At 43.2% G+C, this 22,535-nt stretch carries 4 protein-coding genes; all 4 read right to left on the reverse strand.

Annotation, left to right across the window (positions count from 1 at the left end; genetic code table 11):
• Nucleotides 1-111 precede the first annotated feature (111 nt).
• The 4 genes from OCI93_RS04785 to OCI93_RS04800 are packed head-to-tail and all read right to left on the reverse strand — an operon-like array spanning nucleotide 112 to nucleotide 22,534.
• On the reverse strand, nucleotides 112-5,238 hold the full coding sequence (locus OCI93_RS04785; RefSeq protein ID WP_261625878.1) for a type I polyketide synthase: 5,127 nt from the start codon (nucleotides 5,236-5,238) through the stop codon (nucleotides 112-114).
• On the reverse strand, nucleotides 5,231-10,015 hold the full coding sequence (locus OCI93_RS04790; RefSeq protein ID WP_261591366.1) for an AMP-binding protein: 4,785 nt from the start codon (nucleotides 10,013-10,015) through the stop codon (nucleotides 5,231-5,233). The genes OCI93_RS04785 and OCI93_RS04790 overlap by 8 nt, the downstream gene beginning before the upstream one ends.
• Before the next feature lies 1 nt (nucleotide 10,016).
• Complete coding sequence (locus OCI93_RS04795; protein WP_261591365.1) at nucleotides 10,017-14,648, reverse strand: non-ribosomal peptide synthetase; 4,632 nt, start codon at nucleotides 14,646-14,648, stop codon at nucleotides 10,017-10,019.
• Nucleotides 14,649-14,677: 29 nt separating this feature from the next.
• Nucleotides 14,678-22,534, reverse strand: a complete 7,857-nt coding sequence (locus tag OCI93_RS04800; RefSeq protein ID WP_261591364.1) for a non-ribosomal peptide synthetase — start codon at nucleotides 22,532-22,534, stop codon at nucleotides 14,678-14,680.
• Nucleotide 22,535: the final 1 nt, after the last annotated feature.

A 22,535-nucleotide genomic window follows, 5' to 3' on the forward strand; every position in this document is an offset into this window, starting at 1 on the left:
AGCAAATCAGCCCAGCCTTTATATAACACAAGCCCAAAAAAGTCAATATACAGTAAATACATAGATAGTAAAACCTACACATCAATCACATTTACTACATTTAAAACCTTTTTATAACTTCAATGAAGATAAAAACACCTTTTTTGTCACATTAATATGACTCGGATTAAACAAACTTCTGTGTGGACCTTCAGTAAAAAATACTTCAACTTTACTATAAGTATACTCACACCAACCCAAATCTATAATATCGTTTCTATCATTATGGTAATTCTCATCATCTATTCGGATTAAAATCGTATTACCATTATATTTTTCGTTTGGTCGGTAATCATTTCGTGCATACATTTGAGAAATGTTGTGACGAAAATATTCCTGTGCCCAAAACTTCCAACTCGAATTAGCCTCCCCCTGCTGTTCAATACATGCACTTACTTTTTGCTCTATTGTGCTACCACTGGGCAACTCAAGCTTTATCGGTTCAAGGCCAAACTGCTCACATAAGGCCAAATAAAGAGTTTCAAACAATTCATCCTCGCTCATTTGCATGCAACTTTGATCGTGTTCATCTCTAAATGGAGGGAATGGGTCAAACAATACTAACTTTTCTACCTGCACTGCCCGTTGCTGTAACTGTAATGCTATCTCAAACGCAATAATGCCACCGAGGCTGTACCCTGCCAGATTATAAGGGCCTTCAGGAACGGCTAGCAGAAGATTATCAACATAACTTGCTGCTAGCTCCTGCATTGTCTCGAAAACAGGCTGTTGAGTATCAGCTTCTAAACCAGAACGATAACCATAACATTCATAATGACCTTCAAGCGCCGTTGCCAAATCTTTGTAACACAATACACTTCCTCCACCGCTGTGAATAAAGATCATTTTTTGCTGATGGCTTTGTGAATTCATGCGAAACACTGGCTGCCATAGAACCTCTGCACTTTCTTCATGACTGGCTTTTTTAACCAATTCCACTAACTGGACAATACTAAAGTCATTCACAATGAGATCTTGCATCGGAAGCGAGAAGTTAAACTCAGTTTGTAATGATTTGACCAATAACATGGCATACATCGAGTCACCACCCGATGTGAAAAAGCCAGTATGGTCACTATCAGGAACAACACCAAAAAGCTGACTCCAAATTCCGCGCATACGCTCTGTAACATCCCCCTGAGAGTCACCACCATTTAGTGTTCGTAAGCTATTTAATTTGACCCATTTTTCTATCCGCTGTTGCAACGGTGAGCAAGTAGCAACAACTTGAGCAGGTGAACTGGGATCTCCCAATGCTTGCTCTAACAATAGCAAGCCATCTTCATCGCTAAGTGCATGTGCTTTATCAGCATCATTGAGCTCTAAACCAGTTTGCCAACCATCCCAATTGATGCTTAACCATCGAGTAGTAAAGCTAGCAAGCTGATTATGTCTTTGAACAAAAGCATCCTGATAGCAATTTGCGGCGCTATATGCACTGTGTCCCAAACCACCCAATAATGCAGAGACACTAGACATTACAAGCACAAAATCTAATTCAAAAGGTCTCGTTGCTGCTTGAATCACTTCCAAACAATCAACTTTGGCTGCAAATTCATTTACCCATTGCTCTGTAGTGATCTCGCTCAGCAAGCCAAAACTTTTTACTCCTGTTGTGGCACAATGAAAAAGACCATTGATTTGTCCCCATTTAGCACTGACACGACTCAACAGCGCTTGCCAAGTATGTAAATCATCTAAGTTCATGCTTTCCAGCATAAATTGTTCGGTATTTTCAAACCCTGTGATATGCGAATTGGCAGACCCGACACGCGAGATCAATACCAACTTGGCCTGATATGTGTCACTCAAGTACCGACCCAGAAGGCGGCCTACTTTCCCCATCGCCCCTGTGATGATATACACGCCACCGTGTTTTATTGCTGAGGGCATATTGTGTTGTTTCATCGCTTCAACTTGCTGCAGCCAACGCATACCTGCACGCCACATAACGGCAAGCTCAGGTTCTCCATGCATAAGTTCACTGGCTAACAAATCAATTAATTTGGTTGTGGGTATCGCTTCATCGATTGCCATATCAACCAACTGAATATCTAAACTACTATATTCTTGTTTTACGCAACGCCAAAAACCAATATTCATAGCTGCAGACACAGAAATATTGTTTTCCAACCCCAGAGCCATGGCCTGATGACTAACCATCAAAGTTTTTAAGTTGTTTATAGAACGTTGCTGTGAAGCTTGTAAGTTCCTTAACAAAGACAGTTGCAACGGTACGTAATCACTCGGTTGTAGTTCACAAGGCTGTATAATGATAAATGTCGCTCGACCATGAGCGAATGAGGCAAAGTCATGGCTAGTATGCCAGCCTTCGTGTAGCCAATTCATCGTCAACTGACTATCTGTCGCTATGCCCGCTAAAACATTCGGACTAACAACTCGCGCACCATGTTGCAACACCAGCTCAGTAATAAAAGGCGTATTTCGCTCACAAAAAATCAGTAACGAATTTTTTGCTAAATCACCGTTCGGTAAATAACTCGGATGAAATACTTTGCGGTAACAGCCTATGGCTTGCTCAGCTGGCTGTAATGATATATTTTTGTTAACAGGAGTTGCTGGCAGGTAGTAGTCTTTGCCAGTAAATGGGTAATCTGGCAATCGAATTGGGTGGCCTTCCCCCACCTCAGACTTTTGCCAGTCTACTGGTACCCCAGCCTGCCATAATTTAGCTAACATATCTTCCAAGCCTATCAAACAACAGGCTTCGTCTTTACCCGATAATGACACACATTGATGTTGCTCTAGCTTTAGTAATGACGTTAATACCGAACCAGGCCCTAAATCTAACATGATGTCGCAATGCTCAGTGATCGACTGTAACCCCTTGGCAAATTGCACTGGCTTGAGAATATGTGCCAACCAATATTGTGCTGTTTGCACCTGTTCCGTAGTGATCAATTCCCCCGAAATATTAGATGCATAAGGGATGTTAGGGGAGAAAAAAACCGTCTTATTAAAGAGTTCTGTCAATACATCAACCGCACTTTCCATCATATCACTATGATATGCGTGGGATGTTTCCAGCTTTTTCCATCTGATGTTTGCTTCATCTAGCCGTTGTACTTGATACGCAATCAACTCATTAGGGCCAGATAATGTAAAATGTTGATGACCGTTCACCGCTGCAATTGAAATGCCGCTGTTTAACAGTTTGCGACATTCATCTAAGTTGGCGCTGACTGCTATCATCGCACCTGCAGGTTGCTCTTGCATTGCCGCAGCGCGCGCGCAGATTAAAGTTAACGCAGTCTCTTTAGACATCACACCGCTGATGCAGGCACAAATATATTCTCCAAGTGAATGCCCCAACATCACGTTAGGGTTAACACCGCTCGATATTAATACATTTGCTAGCGCGTACTGTACGATAAAAAGTGCAGGTTGGGCAAATCGGGTTTCTTTGAGCAGCGCTTCACCAACACTATCATTTTCACCACCTTGTTCTGGATAGATAAGCGTACGAATATCTAAACCCAGCAACGGATGTATAAATTCAGCACATTCATCAACCTGCTCTTTAAACAAGGCATTATCGCGGTATAAACTCTGGTACATATTGACCTGCTGGCTACCTTGTCCAGAAAATACAAAGGCAATACGTGACGACGGTTCAGTGATTGATACACTTATTGGTTGTGCGGATAAGTTTGACAGCAAAGACTGACGATCAGTAAATCCACAAGCCAGACGATATTTATGAGTGTCTCTTCTAGTGCGTAAAGTATAACTTAAGTCGTGCAAATTTAATGTCGCATCAGCGACAATAAATTCAACTAACTCATTACGCATTTTTTCTAGTGCAGCTGTTGAGTGTGCTGATAGCACACATACATTAGGATGCTTTGGAGCATTAAACTCATTCGATTTACTCGCAGGTTGAGGCTGTTCAACAATAATATGTGCATTGCTACCACCAATGCCAAAACTACTTATTCCAGCCAGCCTGTTCGCTGGCTCTTTTGGCCAAGGAGCATACTTGTCGGAAATATAAAAAGGTGTATTAGCTAGGTTTATTGCAAGATTAAGAGATTGATAATTGGCTGTTTTTGGCAAAACTCCCGCTGACACACAAGCACTCGCACGAATTAACCCCGCAATCCCTGCTGCAGCATTAAGGTGCCCCACATTTGCTTTTACGGAGCTAATCGCACACATGTGACCATTACCTTCACTGCCAAACGCTTCCGTTAAACCCTGAATTTCTACTGGGTCCCCCAGGTGCGTGCCTGTGCCATGAGCCTCGATATAACCAATATCTTCAGGATTAACTTCTGCAACCGCCATCGCGGATTCAATCACATTTCTTTGTCCAGTGACGCTGGGCGCAGTAAAACCAATCTTATCTGACCCATCATTGTTTATTGCACTCCCAGCTATAACAGCATGCACTAAATCACCGTCATCTATCGCATCAGCCAAACGCTTCAAAACGACCACGGCACCACCATTGCCAGGTACCGTTCCATTTGCTTTAGCATCAAATGGTCTGCAAGTACCATCGGGTGATTCTATCCCACCTTCAACAGTAAAATAGCCACGCTCTTGTTGTAGATTTACGTTCGAGCCACCGCTTAGTGCCATATCGCATTCATAGTTAAGTAGGGCCCCACATGCCTGATGAATAGCCACTAACGACGTAGAACAAGCGGTGTTAATATTAACACTAGGTCCACCAAGATTGAGTCGATAAGCAATATTGGTCGCGACAAAATCCTGGCCATTTCCGAGTAACATTCTAAGCGTATCAGGCGCAGTTCCTTGGCTTCCTGCTTGATAAATTGAGCTCAGCCAATGATGACTTACCCCTGTGCCAACGTAAATGCCACAATTACCTAAATCTGACTGTATTGGATATCCTGCATCACACAAACCCTGATAGCTCAGCTCAAGCAACATACGTTGCTGAGGGTCCATAATTCCCGCTTCTGCGGGTGACATTGCAAAAAAATCTGCATCAAATTTATATATGTCATCCAAATAGCCAAAACTCGTTACTAAGCTCTCACTTTGCTTTGCATCTAATTCAATACCACGCTCTCGTAACGTCTCGGTATCAAAGTGACATATCTGTACATCTCCATGTAAGGTGTTTTTAATAAACTCCTTAATATTGGCTGCCCCTGGAAAGCGCCCTGCCCAGCCAATAATGGCAATTTTATTATCGTTATTAGTCATTCACTTTCCTTTGCTTTTTACGCCTTGCAAGCTGTGCTTTTCTTTTTGATGCTCGCTCTGTTGTAGCTTCTTTTCGTTCAGTGCCTTGTTCTTGGTCACTTTCTAGATAATCTGCAAACTGTCTGATGGTTGGGTACTTGAAAAAATCAGCTAATGAAGCATTCGTTAAACCCTGTTTTATGAACAGTTCACGCAATTGTACTAGTCTGATAGAGCTTCCACCCACCGCAAAGTAACTATCGTCTAAGGTAAAATCTACATGTCCAAGGTTTTGCTCCCACAACTTGCACAACTGCTGTTGCATCACAGTCATATTGTCATGTGTAAGACGTTTATTTTTGCTCTTGCGCAGTAAATATGACACACCACTATCATCATCCAATTCACTGATACCATCGGCTTTATTTTGTGCAATGCTAAATTGTGCAACACCCGTGAGTGTGTGTTCTGCAACCACAGCAAGATGACTTGGGTCAACACCAATACACCATTCACTAGGTGAAGTCGACAAGCATAGCAGCATAGACAACAGCGCTTGATGCTGTTCCATTTGATAAAAACCATTCGCCTCACTTGCAGCTGTAGAATCCAACTGTAAGCTCATGCCGACCTTATCCCATATACTAAATAGCAAACAAAAAGAGCGAAGCCGTTGATGTAAATTGAGCTCTCTACTTAATGCCATTTGATAACTACTGGCAGTGGCATAGCCTGCCACGGCGGTCCCACCAAAATAGCCATTTACCGATGAAAGTTGGATAAACAAACCTTCTGAACCAGCTCTGTGTTCAAGCCACTTTGCCAGTACATTTGCATCTTCGATCTTACATTGAGTGAGGGTCTGCCACTGGGTTTTGTCTACATGAGCAATATCGGTGCCCGCAAAACTTCCCGCTGCATGGATAACCCCGTCTAGTGGCTGAAACTGACCACTGGTAAAGTTGTTCATGAGTTGGTCTAGTTTATTGTTACAAAGCGGCCCTTCGACTTGCACGTAATGAAGATTTGTATGTGTATTTAAAGTTGGCCATGCTGCAAATGCAGCCGCTGCACTGCGCCTACCAACTAAGATCACATTAGCATTAAAACGTTCTGCTAATATTTCAATTAGCGGACGAGCCACCGCACTCAAACCACCATAAACCAAATATGTACTGCCAAAAGTAAATGGCAGGCGCGGATATTCCGAAAGCGCTGGTTTGCCCGCCTTTAATCCAACGCGGTAGCGATCCCCTTGCTGATATGCCACTTGAGTGACGGTACTCAGATCAGACAATTCGTCCTGATAGTAACGTGCCCAAGTCATTGGGCAGTTTGTATCCGCATGTACCCAACGTAGCTTCCACAATGGCATTTCTTTGCTCACCGTTTTAACTAGCCCCTGCAACCCGTAACTGGCAGACAAGCTAAAAATGTACACTCTCAGTGCACTGTCGTGGTACGTTTTATACAAATCAGAGAGTAACTCTATAAGCTGCCAGTGAGTTTCATCTGTCACCCATATCGATAAATAGCGACTTTGCGTATTCAACAGTGATTCACTTAGTAAGTTGACCTGTGTGTTTGAAAGCATCGTCCAAGGCATGACCTTTTCATCCTCAGAGACTTCAAAAAAAGGTTTTCCTACATGTAAACAGGGCTTTTTCAATGAATAATCAAGTGCTAATGGCGCACGCTTCAATACGCATTGTGCAAACCACTGTGGTGGTGTTAGCTGAGTTTGAGAATCACTCACGAAACTTTGAGTCTGTGCGGTAAACTTACCCGCTTCAAAATCTCGTTGTAACTGGCTTCGTAAGATCTTTCCGATATTTGATTTGGGAATTTGCTGGGGCTGCAGAAACACCACATAATCCAGCCCTAAGCGCGTGTGCTCAAACACAGTTTCCCGAAGCAATTGCGCAAGTTCACGTAATGGCTTCTGCTCATTTACAGCAACTACGAATAAAGCAGCTCCCTCATAACCATCCGCCTTTTTGACCGGGCACGCCGCAGAATAACTGCTAGCTACCCACGCAGAGTGATCAATCGCAGCCTCAACTTCCTGACAAGAATAGTTAACCCCATTGAGAATAATTAACTCTTTGCTACGCCCTGTAATTGCAAGTCCGCGCTGTTCATCTATTAGCGCAAGGTCGCCGGTTTTAAACCAGTGATCTTGGGTGAAAGCTTGCTGGTTTTCAGTATCATTAAGATAATAACCACGTAATACATTTGGCCCTTTTACCTGTAGTTCACCCACTTGTCCCATTAAACGAGGCTCGCCATTTTCATCAACAATGCGAATCGAAAATTCAGGAACTGGGTGTCCGACATATACATATGGTTGGTCCACACTTTCGTGTGTTGCATCAAAATCTCTGTTGTATACCACTCCCGAACATGTTTCAGACATCCCCCATGTCGGCTTCATGGCATCTTGGGCCAGCCCGCATTTTTTCAACATACGCATGAATTGCACGGCTGCATTAGCGATGACAGCCTCACCCGCATTGAGAATAAAATGAAGACGACTCAGATCCCAATGATATTCGCCGCTCATGGCCTTTAACTTATCTATAACCAATTGATAAGCAAAATTGGGTGCCCAAGTAATGGTCACTTGATATTCAGCGATTGTATCTAACCAGCTCAGAGGCTGTTGTAAAATAAGATCTGTGTCTGCATGAATTTGTTCTGCAGCTAAGAACGTATCTCGGATGTGAAACATCACAATACCACCGACATGGTCCAATGGCATCCAATTAAAACTAATATCACTGTCGTTGAAGTGGTTGTGTTTGATAGTTGCTCTGGAACGAGTCAACACAGCTGCATGTGTTTGTGCAACCATTTTAGGTTTGCCGGTACTACCCGAGGTTAACAGAATCAACGCAGTGTCATGTTCACACATTTGTGGTAATTGCTGACAGGGTGTCTCCCCCTGTAATTGCGCATAACTGCACAAGTTCTGAAATGACTGACGCTGCGGCAACTGTTCATAAACCCCCTCATCGGCGATAATCAAACTTTCAGCCAATTGACAAGAAATATGCTGTAATTTTGCTAAAGCACCTTGCTGACGTTCTTGCCACTTTGGCCACTCGCAAAAAACCGGAACGATACCACCCAACTGACACGCCCAGAATAAGGTGATGAAATGCGCGTTGTTCTGTAATAAGAATATCAACTTATCGCCCGGAGCCACACCTTTACCCAGCAAGGCACTTAAAATACAACGAGCATTATATTCAATCTGCGTATAACTAACTCGCTGTTCATGCTGCGACAATAAACGGACACCTTTATCACTGTTTGCGGCATCCAGTAGTGCATCTCTTAATAAATTGATCTGTGGTTTTTGTATTGTTAGCCGTTCACCATTAAGCTGCGCTATTACATTAGCATTACCCTTTTCGGGCATTAACGCATCCAGATTAACTAGACGACAACTATCATTACTTTGTTTATTGGGCACCAAAGATAACTCAGTATGTCCTTGAGCACGCCAATCATTTAGTTGTTGTTCACATACCAAAGGCAATGCTTGCAATGCAACAAGATCGTACCCACCACTGACTAGCAATGGAAAAGCCGCCAAAAATACAACATGGTCTGGGTAGTAACAACTGGGCAGCAACTGTTTCACGCGCTGACTAATATACTCTCGGCGTTCATCACTACAACGTATATAAGCGACTGAAATTATACCCTTTTGGGTCTTTCTATGCATATATTTAATATCATCTAACGCCAAATGAAGGCTCAGATAGGCTGCGATTTCGGCCCCTGATATGCTGCTATCACCTTGTACAACTACACGGCTTTTACCTATATCGATCTTAAACTGACCAGAGGGCTGTAACTGACCATTTAGGCCCAATTCAATTCCACTGTTTAGTTTACTTTGCTTGTCTTGGCAGATGCTAATGCTATCTAGCGTTTTTGAGTGATTTGCAACAAATCGACCCATCGCATCGTTTGCAAGTAAATGTCCATTTTCATCAACCACATTTAACTTATAGGATGCACTCATGTTTAGACACATATCAGTGCTGTAAACACCAATTACGGGATGATAAAGAAAGCATTTTGCATTGCTCAAATAACCCATACTTTGTTCATAACAACGCACAGTATCGTTATTGATAGACCCAGAGTCAGTTAATACCTCTGGCGAGTTATCCTGCTGATAGAAAAGCACGTCAGCGCGATACGTATGATCGCTAAAACCCCGAGCTATCACTCTCGCACCACTGATAAGCGCAGCAAATATGAGGATGATTCGAGCACAATCGAGTTGCGCAAAATCAATACCTATCGTTCCTTGTGGCACAATAGCAAAACACTGTTTGATATGCGTTAGCTGCTGACTTATTTGCGCTTCAGTCAACCCGTACCATTGACCGTTATAACTGCTCCATAGCCGTCCTGGTGTTTCAGGCTCTTGCATCCGTTCAAAGTGTTCATTAAGCGGCGCGCGCATAAAAACGCTAAAATTGTCATTCCACTGCGCTGAACTTACCACCCACGAACCACCATGCCACCACGTTTTGAGCTGAGCTAAAAACTCGCCAACAGCACCTTGTAAAAGTGCATCGCTATCTGCCTGACTCAAAAAGTCGAAAAGCTGCTTATAAGTAAGCTGCTGGTTGGCAATAATGGCCAGTGACTCAGGACTGCTACTTGCTATGTGTGCCAGCTGCTGCTTAAAGTTTTGCGTTTTAGCTTTTTGCTTAAGTAGTGCTTTGAGGCGCGCTTTTTGCGCGTCTGAACCTCGAGTTTGAAGTATTTCCATTCTATTCTTCTAACCTTTCTAATAGCTGCTGCATCGCGTCTTCTGGCAATGTATCGATATAATCTTGTAGCTGCTCATCTGTCATAACTGAAACTTGTTCCCAATCAATAGTCTCATGTTGCTGGAAATCTTCACTATCCGAGTGCATGCTAAGTAGTTGCTCTAATGGTATTTGTGGCGACTCCAACAAATTCTCCAACAATGCACCGTATGCTGTTAACCATCGCTGCATTCGGGTTTGTGAAAATAAGTCAGACTTATATTCAAAGTGAATTTGCATCCCACTTGCGTCACTTTGCAACGACACTGTTAAGTCAAACTTGGATTGTCCGTAATCCCAAGGTACGGGTGATATTTCCAAACCCTCAACAGACTCATCATTAAACTGAACCTGCTGCGCGTTTTGCAGTACAAACATAACTTGGACAAGCGGCGACGCATATTCAGGGCGTTTCGGACACACATGCTCAACGACCTGCTCAAAAGGTACATCTTGATTTTTATAAGCATCGAGCAAAGTGGTTTTAGTATGCATTAATGCATGTAAAAAACTTTGCTGCCGATCAACTCTGTCTCTCACAACAAGCGTGTTAGTGAAAAATCCGACCACATTTTCTAGGTCGCTGTGAGGCCTATTTGCAACCACAGTGCCAAGCGCAATATCGTCGTTTCCACAATAGTGAGACAACACAGCCTGAAACGCACTGAGTAATACCATAAAAGTGGTGACGTCGTGATTGGCAGCCAACGTCTCAAGGCGCTTAACTTGCTCTTTGCTTAAACTCGTCATTAAGTTAGCACCTGTGTGTTGAGCATCAGCACGCTCGCCATCAAGTGGCATTGGCATGACAGCGTTCATATTTGCAAGTTTTTGCTGCCAATACTTCAATTGCTCAGTAAAGTCTTGTTTTTTACCTCGTTGCCACGCCGCAAAATCAATATACTGAATCGGCAGGTCAGGAAGCACCAACGTCTCTGTTGTCGCTCTAACGCGATATAGCGATATCAAATCTCTTTGTAAAATACCATTAGACCAGCCATCGGTAATAATATGATGTAATACCAACATTAATATGTGCTGCTGTGGATTTTGTTCGTAGATAGTCGCTCTAATCAATAAATCATCATTAAATGAAAACGCACGTCGGCATTCACTGTTCAGTGTGTCTTGTAACTGTTGTTCTGACCAATGGGCAACGTCAAAGTATGCGATCGGCAAATTCACATTTTCTAATATAGTTTGCGCTGGGTGACCCGCATTGTTTACAAACTTAGTTCTTAAAATAGTGTGCCTTACAACTAAATCCTTCAGCGCCAATTTCAGCGCATCCAGCATCAATGGGCCTCGAATCTCCATAGCCAAAGGTAAGTTGTAGCTTGCTTCCCCACCTTCAAGCTGAGATAAAAACCACAGTCGCTGCTGTGAATAAGACAAGGGTACTAAGCTGGCTCGGTTCACTGTTGGAATTAATTGTTCTTGGATATCAGCCATACATTCGATTTGTTTTGCAAGCTCTTCCAAAACCGGGTACTCAAAAACCAACTGCGCTGGAAGCTCAGCTTTGTATGCCTTTTTATACGCAAATACGAACTGTGTGGCCATCAGTGAGTGTCCACCCAACTCAAAGAAGTTAGCATGTTTACTACTGACTGGTCGGCCTAGTAGCTGGCTCCAAATCAGTGCAATTTCATTCTCTCGAGGTGTCAGTATGTCGCTGGCACTAGCCGCGTTTAATACATCTTCATCCAACTGTTTAAGTGACTGCGTATTCACTTTACCATTCATTGTTCGTGGCAAGGCATCCAATAAATGAATACGCCCCGGCAACATATAAGCAGGTAGCAATGCCCGAAGCTGGGAAACAAAATGGTCAGTTGCACGATTATGCGCATCCACCACAAACGCAATCAACGTACTGTTGTCATCTTGTCCTGCCACAATCACAGCAGCTTGTTCAACACCATCAATACTATGAAGAGCTTGTTCAACTTCGCCTAACTCAATGCGATAGCCACGTAGCTGAATTTGCTTATCAGCCCTACCGATATAAACCAACCGCCCTTGTTCATTAACATATCCGAGGTCGCCCGAACGATAGGCTGGCATACCTAATAAAGTTGTAAATTTCTGGGAGGTCAACGCTTCACGGTTTAAATACCCTTGACTGACACCTGCACCGAGCACCCATATTTCACCAGCACAGCCTCGAGGCACTGCATTGCCAGATTGATCTAGTACCAAAATAGTCAAGTCAGCCAAAGGTAAACCAATGCAACTGTCACCTAAGATGAGGTCTTGTGATGTTAATTTGTAATATGTTCCATGCACCGTAATCTCGGTAATACCATACATATTAACTAACGCAACTTGCTCCAGTGGATAACGTGCAGCCCAGCCACGCAAAAGTGCAGGCGATAGCTTTTCTCCACCGAATATAATGCTATGAAGCTTGTCTAGTTGCTGATCCCTATCAGTGGCCACTTGCGCTAGTTGATAAAATGCCGATGGCGTTTGGTTTAAAACTGTTATCTCGTTTTCATAGAGGTAATCGAACAGGCGCTCAAAGTCACGCTCAACGCCTGTTGGTGGTATATAAAGTTGCGCGCCATATAGCCATGCCCCCCAAATCTCCCACACTGAAAAATCAAAGGCAAAGGAATGTAAAAGTAGCCATTTATCTCTATCTGTAAATGTAAATCCATGTTCAGTAGCGCTGAAAAGCCTAATTACCTGCTGCTGCGTGATCATCACTCCCTTTGGTTTTCCTGTTGTGCCTGAGGTGTAGATGACATACGCGATATCTTCGCCGCTGACGGCAGGAAGAGTCGCAATTTTTTCCGCTGGTTCTAGCGTAAACGGCAAAAAACTCTTAGGGTCTGTCCACCAAGCAGGTTTTTTACTGGCCACTACACAAGCAACATTCGCATCTTTTGCAATATACTGGCTGCGTGCTGTTGGGCTATTTACATCGATTGGCACATAACACGCGCCAAGTTTCAACACCGCCAACATTGTAATCACTTGTTCATACCCTTCAGACAGGTATATAGCGACTTTGTCACCTCGATTAACACCAAGGTGAAGTAGGTGTTCTGCAAAATAGGTGCTATAGGTATGTAGTTGCCCATATGTAATACTTTGCTGTGGAGTGACCAACGCTACTTTTTGTGCAGCAACATTAGCCCAGTGCTCACAAGCTTGAGCCAAATGCGTGAATTGTTGTTCACTAGCTTGTAGCTCACTACTCAGACTTTGTTCATCACTAAGTCCAATTAAACTAAGCTGTTGCTGTTCACTGACAATGACTTGGGTCAATAGATGAATAAAATCACCAAAAAACTGCTCAATAAAATCCATTCCGAATTTATCACGACTACTGCTAATGCGAACTTGTGTTTCCTCGCCTGGCGCAACAATGAATGAAAATGGAAAACTGTTTGCTTCTTCGCTTGCCAGCGGAGTAAAATTAACAGCATTTTTTGTCGCGCCATTTTCGCTGACTTGATTCAACTCTGTTGTTTTAGGATAGTTTTCAAAAACATATAAGCAATTGAATAGCTCACCTGCCTTGTCGCTAGGCAACAACTTACTAATTTTCAGCAACGATACAAAGTCATGCTTATTTCTTATCCCTTGTTCAGTAAAACATTTCTGCAACCATTGCATAACCGTATCAGTATGCTGATATTGATAACGAACTGGCACCGTGTTAACACATGGGCCAACCATATTCTCAACGAAAGCAATATCAACATTACGCCCAGAAGTAACATTACCGTAAATGACATCGTCACGCGCGGTATACCTTGTTAGTAACAAACCAAAAACAGCGCTGTACAAAACATTCGTAGTGACCCCACAGCGCTGTGCAAACTGTTCGCTTTGTGCGGTTAGTTTGTGACTAAGATAAAAATCACGATGCTGCGCCTGTTTGCTTTTGTCAGACGAGATATCGCGCTGGTAACCATAATGTTTAAGCTCTGTGATACCTTCTAAACCTGATAAGTAGTGCTGCCAGTATTGTTCAGATTCAACGACATCTTGCTGAGCAAGCCAGTTAATCATGGCTTTAAAACTTACGGTCGGCGCAAAGCCTGGCACGTGTTTTTGTACTCTTGCTTGATAAGCCTGTAATACATCATTAATCACTATGGGCACAGACCAGCCGTCTGAAATCGCATGATGATGGCTCCAAACGAAACGATAATTCCCTGCTGACATTACAAATAACAACAACCGCATTAAACCTGGTCGTTCAATGTCAAATCCTAGGCTACGGTCTTCAGCAAGCCAATTTTCATAAGCGTGTTCAGGATTTGCATTGTCAGTCAAATCAAACTCAACCCAAGGAAGTGGGATCTCTTTACATACCACTTGCATTGGTTTAGCGCTGTCAAACCGGCTAAAACAAGTTCGGAGTGTATCGTGTCTTTTTATGACATCAAGCCAAGCATTTTGAAAGGCGTTTTTATCCAGCTCTCCTTTGATTTCATAGCCAACCTGAATATGGTACAGGCCCTCTCCGTGTGCTTGTAAACTCTTACTGACCATTACATGTTGCATAGGAGAAAGCGGATAAAATGATTCAATATTCTGCTTTTCCAGCTTGAATGGTTTTATTTGTTTTTTCATATAATCACGACTTTATTATTGTTATTCTATTAATCACAAAGCTCATCTAAGAAATCATTAATTTCATTAAAGCTCATACCTGACTCAGGCACATCCGATGGAGTAAAGCAGCGCTCGTTTGACGCAGTGCACATTTCGATAATCTGTGTCAGCGCTTGTGCATATTGGTCAAGCCACTGTTGTATAAGTTGCTTACTGTGCATAGTTGGACAATACCGGCAATGTAGCTGTGCCTGACCACCAACCACCATGACAGTAACCTCAAGCTGCTGCGGTCTAACCAATCGCTCATCGATATCCGCCCCCAATGACTCTGGCGCAGCCTGAAAAACACTGTTGGTATCGATGACCTTATCCAACTGACCAAGGTAGTTAAACAACAACTGTGGTTCAGCTATTAAACGCAGGTTTCTTGCTTCAGGGTGTTCACTTAGGTAACGGATTTGACCATAACTACGGCTTTGTGACTGGCATTGACGCAATGTTTCTTTTATTTGAATCAAGGTATCACTGAGTTGCAGCGCATCAACATGCAGCGCAACTGGATATAGTTCTGTAAACCAACCAACTGTTCGGCTCAAATCCAGCTCAGTATGTTGACGGCCGTGACTCTCCATCAAAATACTATATTGAGGATGATGACTCATCTGATTAAGTGCCAATGCAAGTCCCGTTACGAACAAATCCTGTGTTTCTGTATTGAACTTAGTGTTGGCGTTACCGAGCAGTTGCGCTGTAAGCGACTCATTTAAAGAATAAGTTTCACTTTGACTGTGACCATAAGTATTGTCATCTGTATGGCGAGGCTGCAACGTAGGCAATAATGGATTATCAATGATTTGATTACGCCAGAACGATATTTGCTCGTCGACATTGATTTTATCGGTTGTTTTAATCACCCAGTCTGCCCACTGAGCAAAGTTGTGTTCGGGCAATGGCAGCACTCGGCCAGTTTGATTTTTGGCTGCGTCATAGGCAAATTCCAGATCGGACAGCAACACACGCCAAGAAACACCATCTACAATGAGATGATGACATACAAATACAAGACGATGCTGGCCACGACTTCCCTCTAAGTAGAGTATTTTTAACAGCGGTCCGCTGTTCAGATCAAAACTACGTTGTGCTGTTTGAGCGATAGATAGCACTTGCTCCGACATGCAAACTTCTTCCTTGAGCTGAAAATGCTGCAAAACATCATCAACTGTTACTGTTTTATTAATTTCAATAGTACCATCCGATAAATATGCAGACAATACATCATGAGTTTGTAACAGTTCGCAAACAGAGTTTTTAAGAGCCTGCCAATTCAATAGCTCACAAGTAAATGCAAATGCCTGATTGAAATGGTTAGCATTACGGCCAAAATAATATAAGAACCAATGTTGTATAGGTAACAATTGTGCTTCTGTAAATTGCTGTTTGCCTGAGGTTATTGTTGCATCTTCGATTACCGCCGCTAATTCACGAATTGAGTTGTATTGATACAGCTGTTGGATACTAAAAGACAACGATTCTCGTTTTGCTTGAGCAACCAGCTGAATCGCAACGATAGAATCCATTCCCAACATGAACAAATTATCTGTTACTGATAATTGATCTACTTTGAGTAACCTGATAAGTATTTCATGTAGTTTATGTTCTTTCTCATTGGCTGATTTTTCAACAGCAACATTCAGCGTTTGGTTCATAAACTCAGGCTCAGGCAGTGCCTTGCGGTCAACTTTGCCATTATCTGATAATGGCCAGCTTTGCAACGTTATGATTTGCTGTGGTTGCATATAATGTGGCAAACTTTCAGCAAGCGACTTGGACCATAATACAACATCAGGGCGTTTACTCCCATGAGGTACGACATATGCGACCAAATGCGCATTTCCTCTATTGTCTTTATGAACCAGCAACAAACTGCTCTTTACATCTTGCTGTTTATTCAGCTCCGTTTCGATTTCACCCAACTCAACCCGGTAGCCATTGATTTGCACCTGAAAGTCACTGCGCCCTAGAAATTCAATATTGGCATCATCTAAAAAACGGCCCCGATCGCCAGTGCGATAAAGCCTTTGCCCTGACTGTGGATGCTGGATGAATTGCAAACTGGTTCTTTGCTCATCTCGCCAATAACCCAACGCCAATCCAACTCCTCCGATATACAGGTCACCTTCAGTCCAAACGGGACAAAGCTGATAATCATCATTTAACACGTAAAATGACTGATTCGTCATAGCTTTACCATAGGGAATACTGCGCCAATGTGATTCAATATGCTGAATCGGATAGGTAATAGACCAGATTGCGGCTTCCGTAGCACCACCCAAGCTATGAATTTTGGCTTGTTGTGCAATATGCTTGGCGTCGGCAAACAAATTCACCGGTAACCAGTCTCCAGACAAAAATACCTGACGCAAACTGTTATGTTGACACGGTATCTGTGCAGAGCGCTCATAATCAACCCATAACTGAAAAATCGCTGGCACACTATTCCATACTGACACCTCATGCGCTCGAACCAACTCACCCCAATGTTCGGGGTTACGACGTAATTCGACACTGGGTAAAACTAAGGTCATACCATGCTGCACACTGGCAAACACATCAAATACAGACAGGTCAAATGAAATTGAAGAAAGCCCCAGTACCGTGTATTTGTCACTTAACTCAAACCGATGGACCATGTCATTCAACGTATTTTGCACAGCCTGATGGGTCAGCATCACCCCTTTTGGCTCACCTGTTGAACCGGATGTGAATATGACATAGGCTAGATCACTGGATGTAACCGATTTTTTAAGTGGCACTGCGATATTCTGCTGCCAAACATGCTCTGCCGATAAATTAATAATCTTAAGTTTGGCTGCATTATATTGCTCATGACTTGCTTCATCGCACAAGGCAACTTGCACTTCTCCAAGGGTCAATACTTTGTGCTTACGCGCTATAGGCCAATCAGGGTCAACCGGTAAATAAGCGGCGCCTGACAAGCTACAAGCAAGCATCGCTATCACTTGTAATATGCCGTTTTTACAATCTATTGAAACAAGTTGGTTGGGTTGCACATCCAGCTGCTGTAAGGTCAGTGCCAATGTAGTAGCTCGTTGCTTTAGCTGTGCATAAGTCAACTGCTGCTGATCATATATCACCGCAGCCTTTTGATCGTATGTGGCTGGTAGCGCAAACAGTTTCTCATGTAAACATTCGGTATAATGCCAATTTTGCACATCATGATGGGCTGAATGCAAAAATGACTGCTCTTGCGCCGACATTAAGCCCTCAGAATTTAGCTTTGCATGGCCACTACTGAGCATTAACCTGAGTGCTTTATCAAAATACCCAGTGTAGCTCTGTATTTGCTGCTCGCTGAATTCTTTGCCGTTATAACTCAGATTTATCGTTGCCAAAAGGTTCAAAGGGTCATATACGGCGTTACACAACAATGGATAGTTAACGGTGCCAAACGCGTTAAGCGCAGCTGTCGAATCAGCTTCAGCGCATATTCCTGGCATGCTAATGTAATTAAACAATATTTCGAACAGCTCTTGTTTGTCATTCAATTTAACTAACTCAGCAAGTGGAAAGCGGCAGTAAGGCAAAAGCTTTGCTTCTTCTGCAGCCACCTGCTGAATGCATTGCAACCAAGTTTGATCGCCACTTAATGCCAAGCGAACCGGAATAGAGTTCAAATATAAACCCAGCACATCAGCCGCTTCCTCATGTTCTAGTCGCCCATTGCTGACTAGCCCCGTTACCATCTCTTGTTGGGCGCTCACATATCTGATCACCGCTAGGTGAGCACATAACAATATTGATTTCATGGTAACACCCAACTCTTTTGCTAAGTCATTGAGCGGCTTAATCACGTCACTTTTCACATGCAACTGCACGGTATTATAAGGGGCTGCTTTATCTCTATTTAGCGTTCTAGGCAAACGTGTAAACGGAGCATCGATAAGGTAAGAATGCCAAAATTCTTTTTGTAATTGCCCATTAATCGCTGCTCTTTCTTTACTTACGTAATCCGCAAAGCGCAGATGAAAACGGTGATGGGTTAATGGCTGCTGATTCAGTTTAAGGCGATAATTGGCAACGACCTGCTGTAATAGTTTATACAGGCTCCAACCATCGAGCATAGCGTGGTGCCCACTGTAACCCAACGTACTGTCAGCTTCTGACAGTTTAAATATTACCAATTTAAACAATGGCGCCTGCTGCCATGGGATATGGCGTTGCCCCTCATCAATATTCCATTGAATCACGGCCTGCTCTTGATCAACCACGTTGGTCAAATCAATTAGTTCAATGTTCGCTGCAACGGTGTCATGTACTAACTGCAAAGGCTGATCAGATAAATCAAAATTAAATTCGGTACGTAAAACTTCATGTTCCGCTATCGCATCAGCAACGACCGCTTTCAGTGCATGCAAGTCAGCGTGAAGCCCCAACCTCAACGTGTAAACGTTGTGATAGGCTTCTTTACTGTCACTCAGCTGATTGTGAAACACCATGCCCAACTGCAACGCAGTCAGTGGATAAGCATCGACAACGGATTCTGGCAACTTGTTCACGACTGATTTAGGCAACATTGCAAATGGTGGCACATACTTTGTTTCGTCAGAAGCATTTTTTTGAGACGCCAGATCACGGCATAGCGCTTGCAATGTTGTGGCTTGATATAATGCTTGAGTTGTCAGTGCTAACCCTGCTTTTTGCGCCATGGAAATGACTCGAAGTGATAAAATCGAATCTCCTCCCAAAGCAAAGAAATTATCCAATACGCCCACTTTTTCAACAGCCAACAATTGCTGCCAAATATCACACATTATGATTTCGCTGTGACTACTGGGTGCCACGAAGGTTGCCAGTGCATCATTAATATCTGGCGCAGGGAGTGCGCGAATATCCACTTTACCATTGCTAGTCAGCGGTAGTTGTTCTAATTCAACCCAAGCCGCAGGCTGCATAAATTCCGGAAGTTCCTGTTTGACCAGCTGTTTAATCTGTTCTAATGCCAGCTTCTGCTGGCCCTTGGCAACTAGGTAAGCGACGAGGTGCTTGTCCCCATGGTGATTATCGCGTGCTGTCACAACGGCGCTTTTGACGTTTTCACACGCTCTGATGGCGTGTTCAATTTCACCTAGTTCTATCCGGAAACCCCTAATTTTAACCTGCTGATCAGCACGCCCAAGGTACACTAACTCACCGTCTAACTGTCTGCGAGCCAAATCTCCGGTGCGATAAAAGCGAGTATTAGCAAATTGCTCTAGATGTATAAATCGCTGCCCCGTCAACTGTGGCTGATTTAAATAGCCTCGACATACACCAGAGCCTGCAACATACATTTCTCCAACTAAGCCATCAGGCACAAGCTGCCCGGCATCATTGAGTAATACCACTGTTAAATCCGACAATGGTTCGCCGATAAAACTGGCTGTTTTATCTGTCATTACATCACGCTGATATATTCGACGATAGGTGACATGTACCGTGGTTTCTGTAATACCATACATGTTAACTAGCTCGGGAGCATCTTCAGCATATTTATCGACCCAAGGACGTAACTGCGCGAAGTTCAGAGCCTCTCCCCCGAAGATGACATATCTCAGCGGTAGTTTCTCTCTGCCCGATTTACTGTCTTCATCAATTAATCTATAAAAAGCGCTAGGCGTTTGATTTAAGACCGTTACTTGTTGCTGTTTGAGTAGTTGATAAAACTGATCTGGACTTCTTGATACCGTGTAAGGTACAACCACCAACGTACCACCAAATGCTAATGCCCCCCAATATTCCCACACTGAAAAGTCAAACGCATAAGAGTGGAACATCGTCCAAACATCGCGACTACTAAAGTCAAAGTGTTGTTGTGCAGTAGACATTAAACGCACGACATTATTATGCTGAACTTGCGCACCCTTGGGGTTGCCTGTCGAACCTGATGTGTATATCACATATGCTAGGTTCAGTGGTGTTAAACTAATTTCTTCAGGTTTTATATTCTGTGCAGATTGCACAGCCAGTACTTGCTTGATCTCTGGCGAGTCGAGGCATATCAAAGAGGCACTTTCGACCGTCAGAGTGTCCTGCACCGAAAGGCTAGTCAATATACATGACACTTTGCTATCTTCAAGCATGTAGCGAATACGACTGTGTGGATAGCTAGGGTCTAGCGGTACATACGCCCCCCCAGCTTTAAGTACTGCCAGTATTGCCACTGTCATGTCTATCGAACGGGGTAAACTAATACCCACCATTGTTTCTGCTTTCACCCCCTGCGCCATTAGATAATGTGCCAACTGGTTCGCCTGCACATTTAACTCGCTGTAAGTTAAAGATTGTTGCTCAAATACTACCGCAACTTGGTCAGGTTGTTTACTCACTTGCTGTTCAAACAACTGCTGTAAACATTGCGATTGAGGTGCTGCTTGTTTTAATGACTTACTCATCTGTGCTTGTTGATTTGCGTGAGCCAAAGGTAATTGCTCAAGAGCGCACTGTGGCTGAGCAGTCACCTTCTCCAGAATACGTACATACATTTGGCTTAAAAACTGTATGGTTTGTTCACTAAACAGTGCGCTGTCATACTGCCACTCACAAGCAAGATAACGGTAAACATCGTTCACTTTTAGACTGATATCAAACTGAGAGCCTGTTTCTTGTGCCGCAAAGTTACTGATTTTCACATCACCTAACTGTTGATCTAGTAGCTCTCCGCGCTGCAAGGTAAACGACAGCTGGAAAATTGGTGTATAACTTAAATCTCGTTGCAACGCCAACTTATCAACTAAGCGATCAAATGGCATGTCTTGGTGTTTTAAGCCCTGCAATACCACCTCTTTGTGTTGTGCGAGGATTTGTGCAAAACTGTCTTGAAGATCAACACTGTGGCGCAATACCAATGTATTGGTAAAAAAGCCTGGTATGTTATCTAAACCCGCTTGTGTTCTTCCAGAAACAGGACTACCTAATACGACTTCTTCACTATGCGCGTACATACTTATCAGCACAGACCATGCAGCCTGCATAAAAACGTAAGTTGTTACGTCCTGCTGCTGTGATAATTCCCGTATTTTGCTGGTCAACTTTGCACAAAGCTCTACACGTAAATGAGTCCCCTTTCCTTGCCGTACTGCTGGTCTGACAAAATCACACGGTATACTGTTTAGCGGAGCCACACCTTTAAGTTTCTCAAGCCAATACGCATCAAGTGACTCTAACGTTTTGGCAAACTCGTCACCGCGTTGCCAATGACAAAAATCAAGATAGTCAAGTTTTGTAGATACTTGATTTGGTGTTTGCCCGGTACTCAATGACAGATATAGCTCACTAAACTGTGCTACCAATAACTCCATTGACTGACCGTCAGTCACTATATGGTGAATCGTCAAAGTGAACACATGCTCATTATCACTCATTTTAATAAGTCGAACTCTAAATAACGGTTCATTACTCAAGTCAAATGGTTTATTTGGATCCAATGCCCGAAGGCGGTCTAACTCATGCTCAAGGTTATCACTTAAGCGACTGAGGTCATGTTGCTGTAAGGGTAATTGCGACAGCTCACTTACTTGCTGAAAAGGTGTTCCATCTCGGTCCACAATGTTTACCCGAAGTATCGGGTTATTGTGCACCAATTGCTGCCAAGCCTGTAAGAATGAATCACGGCAAAATGCGCCTGTCATTTTTACCGCCATGTGCAGATTGTACTCTGTACCTTGTGAGTTTAGGCGAGATAAAAACCATAGTCTCTGTTGCGCAAAACTTAAGGGAATATGCTCGTCGTTTTGACGCTTAGCAATTCCTTTTTTGGCATTCAACTGAATCCCCTTATTTTGCGCTAACTTTTGTAATAGCGCGCGACGCTTATCATTCAAATTACTAGTCTGATTATTCATA

The sequence above is a fragment of the Pseudoalteromonas holothuriae genome (assembly GCF_945859825.1).
Lineage (GTDB): Bacteria > Pseudomonadota > Gammaproteobacteria > Enterobacterales > Alteromonadaceae > Pseudoalteromonas > Pseudoalteromonas holothuriae.

Bases quoted from the DNA above. Each gene is read 5' to 3' on its own strand.
- OCI93_RS04785 (WP_261625878.1), bottom strand. From the start codon at position 5,238: ATGACTAATAACGATAATAAAATTGCCATTATTGGCTGGGCAGGGCGC.
- OCI93_RS04790 (WP_261591366.1), bottom strand. From the start codon at position 10,015: ATGGAAATACTTCAAACTCGAGGTTCAGACGCGCAAAAAGCGCGCCTC.
- OCI93_RS04795 (WP_261591365.1), bottom strand. From the start codon at position 14,648: ATGAAAAAACAAATAAAACCATTCAAGCTGGAAAAGCAGAATATTGAA.
- OCI93_RS04800 (WP_261591364.1), bottom strand. From the start codon at position 22,534: ATGAATAATCAGACTAGTAATTTGAATGATAAGCGTCGCGCGCTATTA.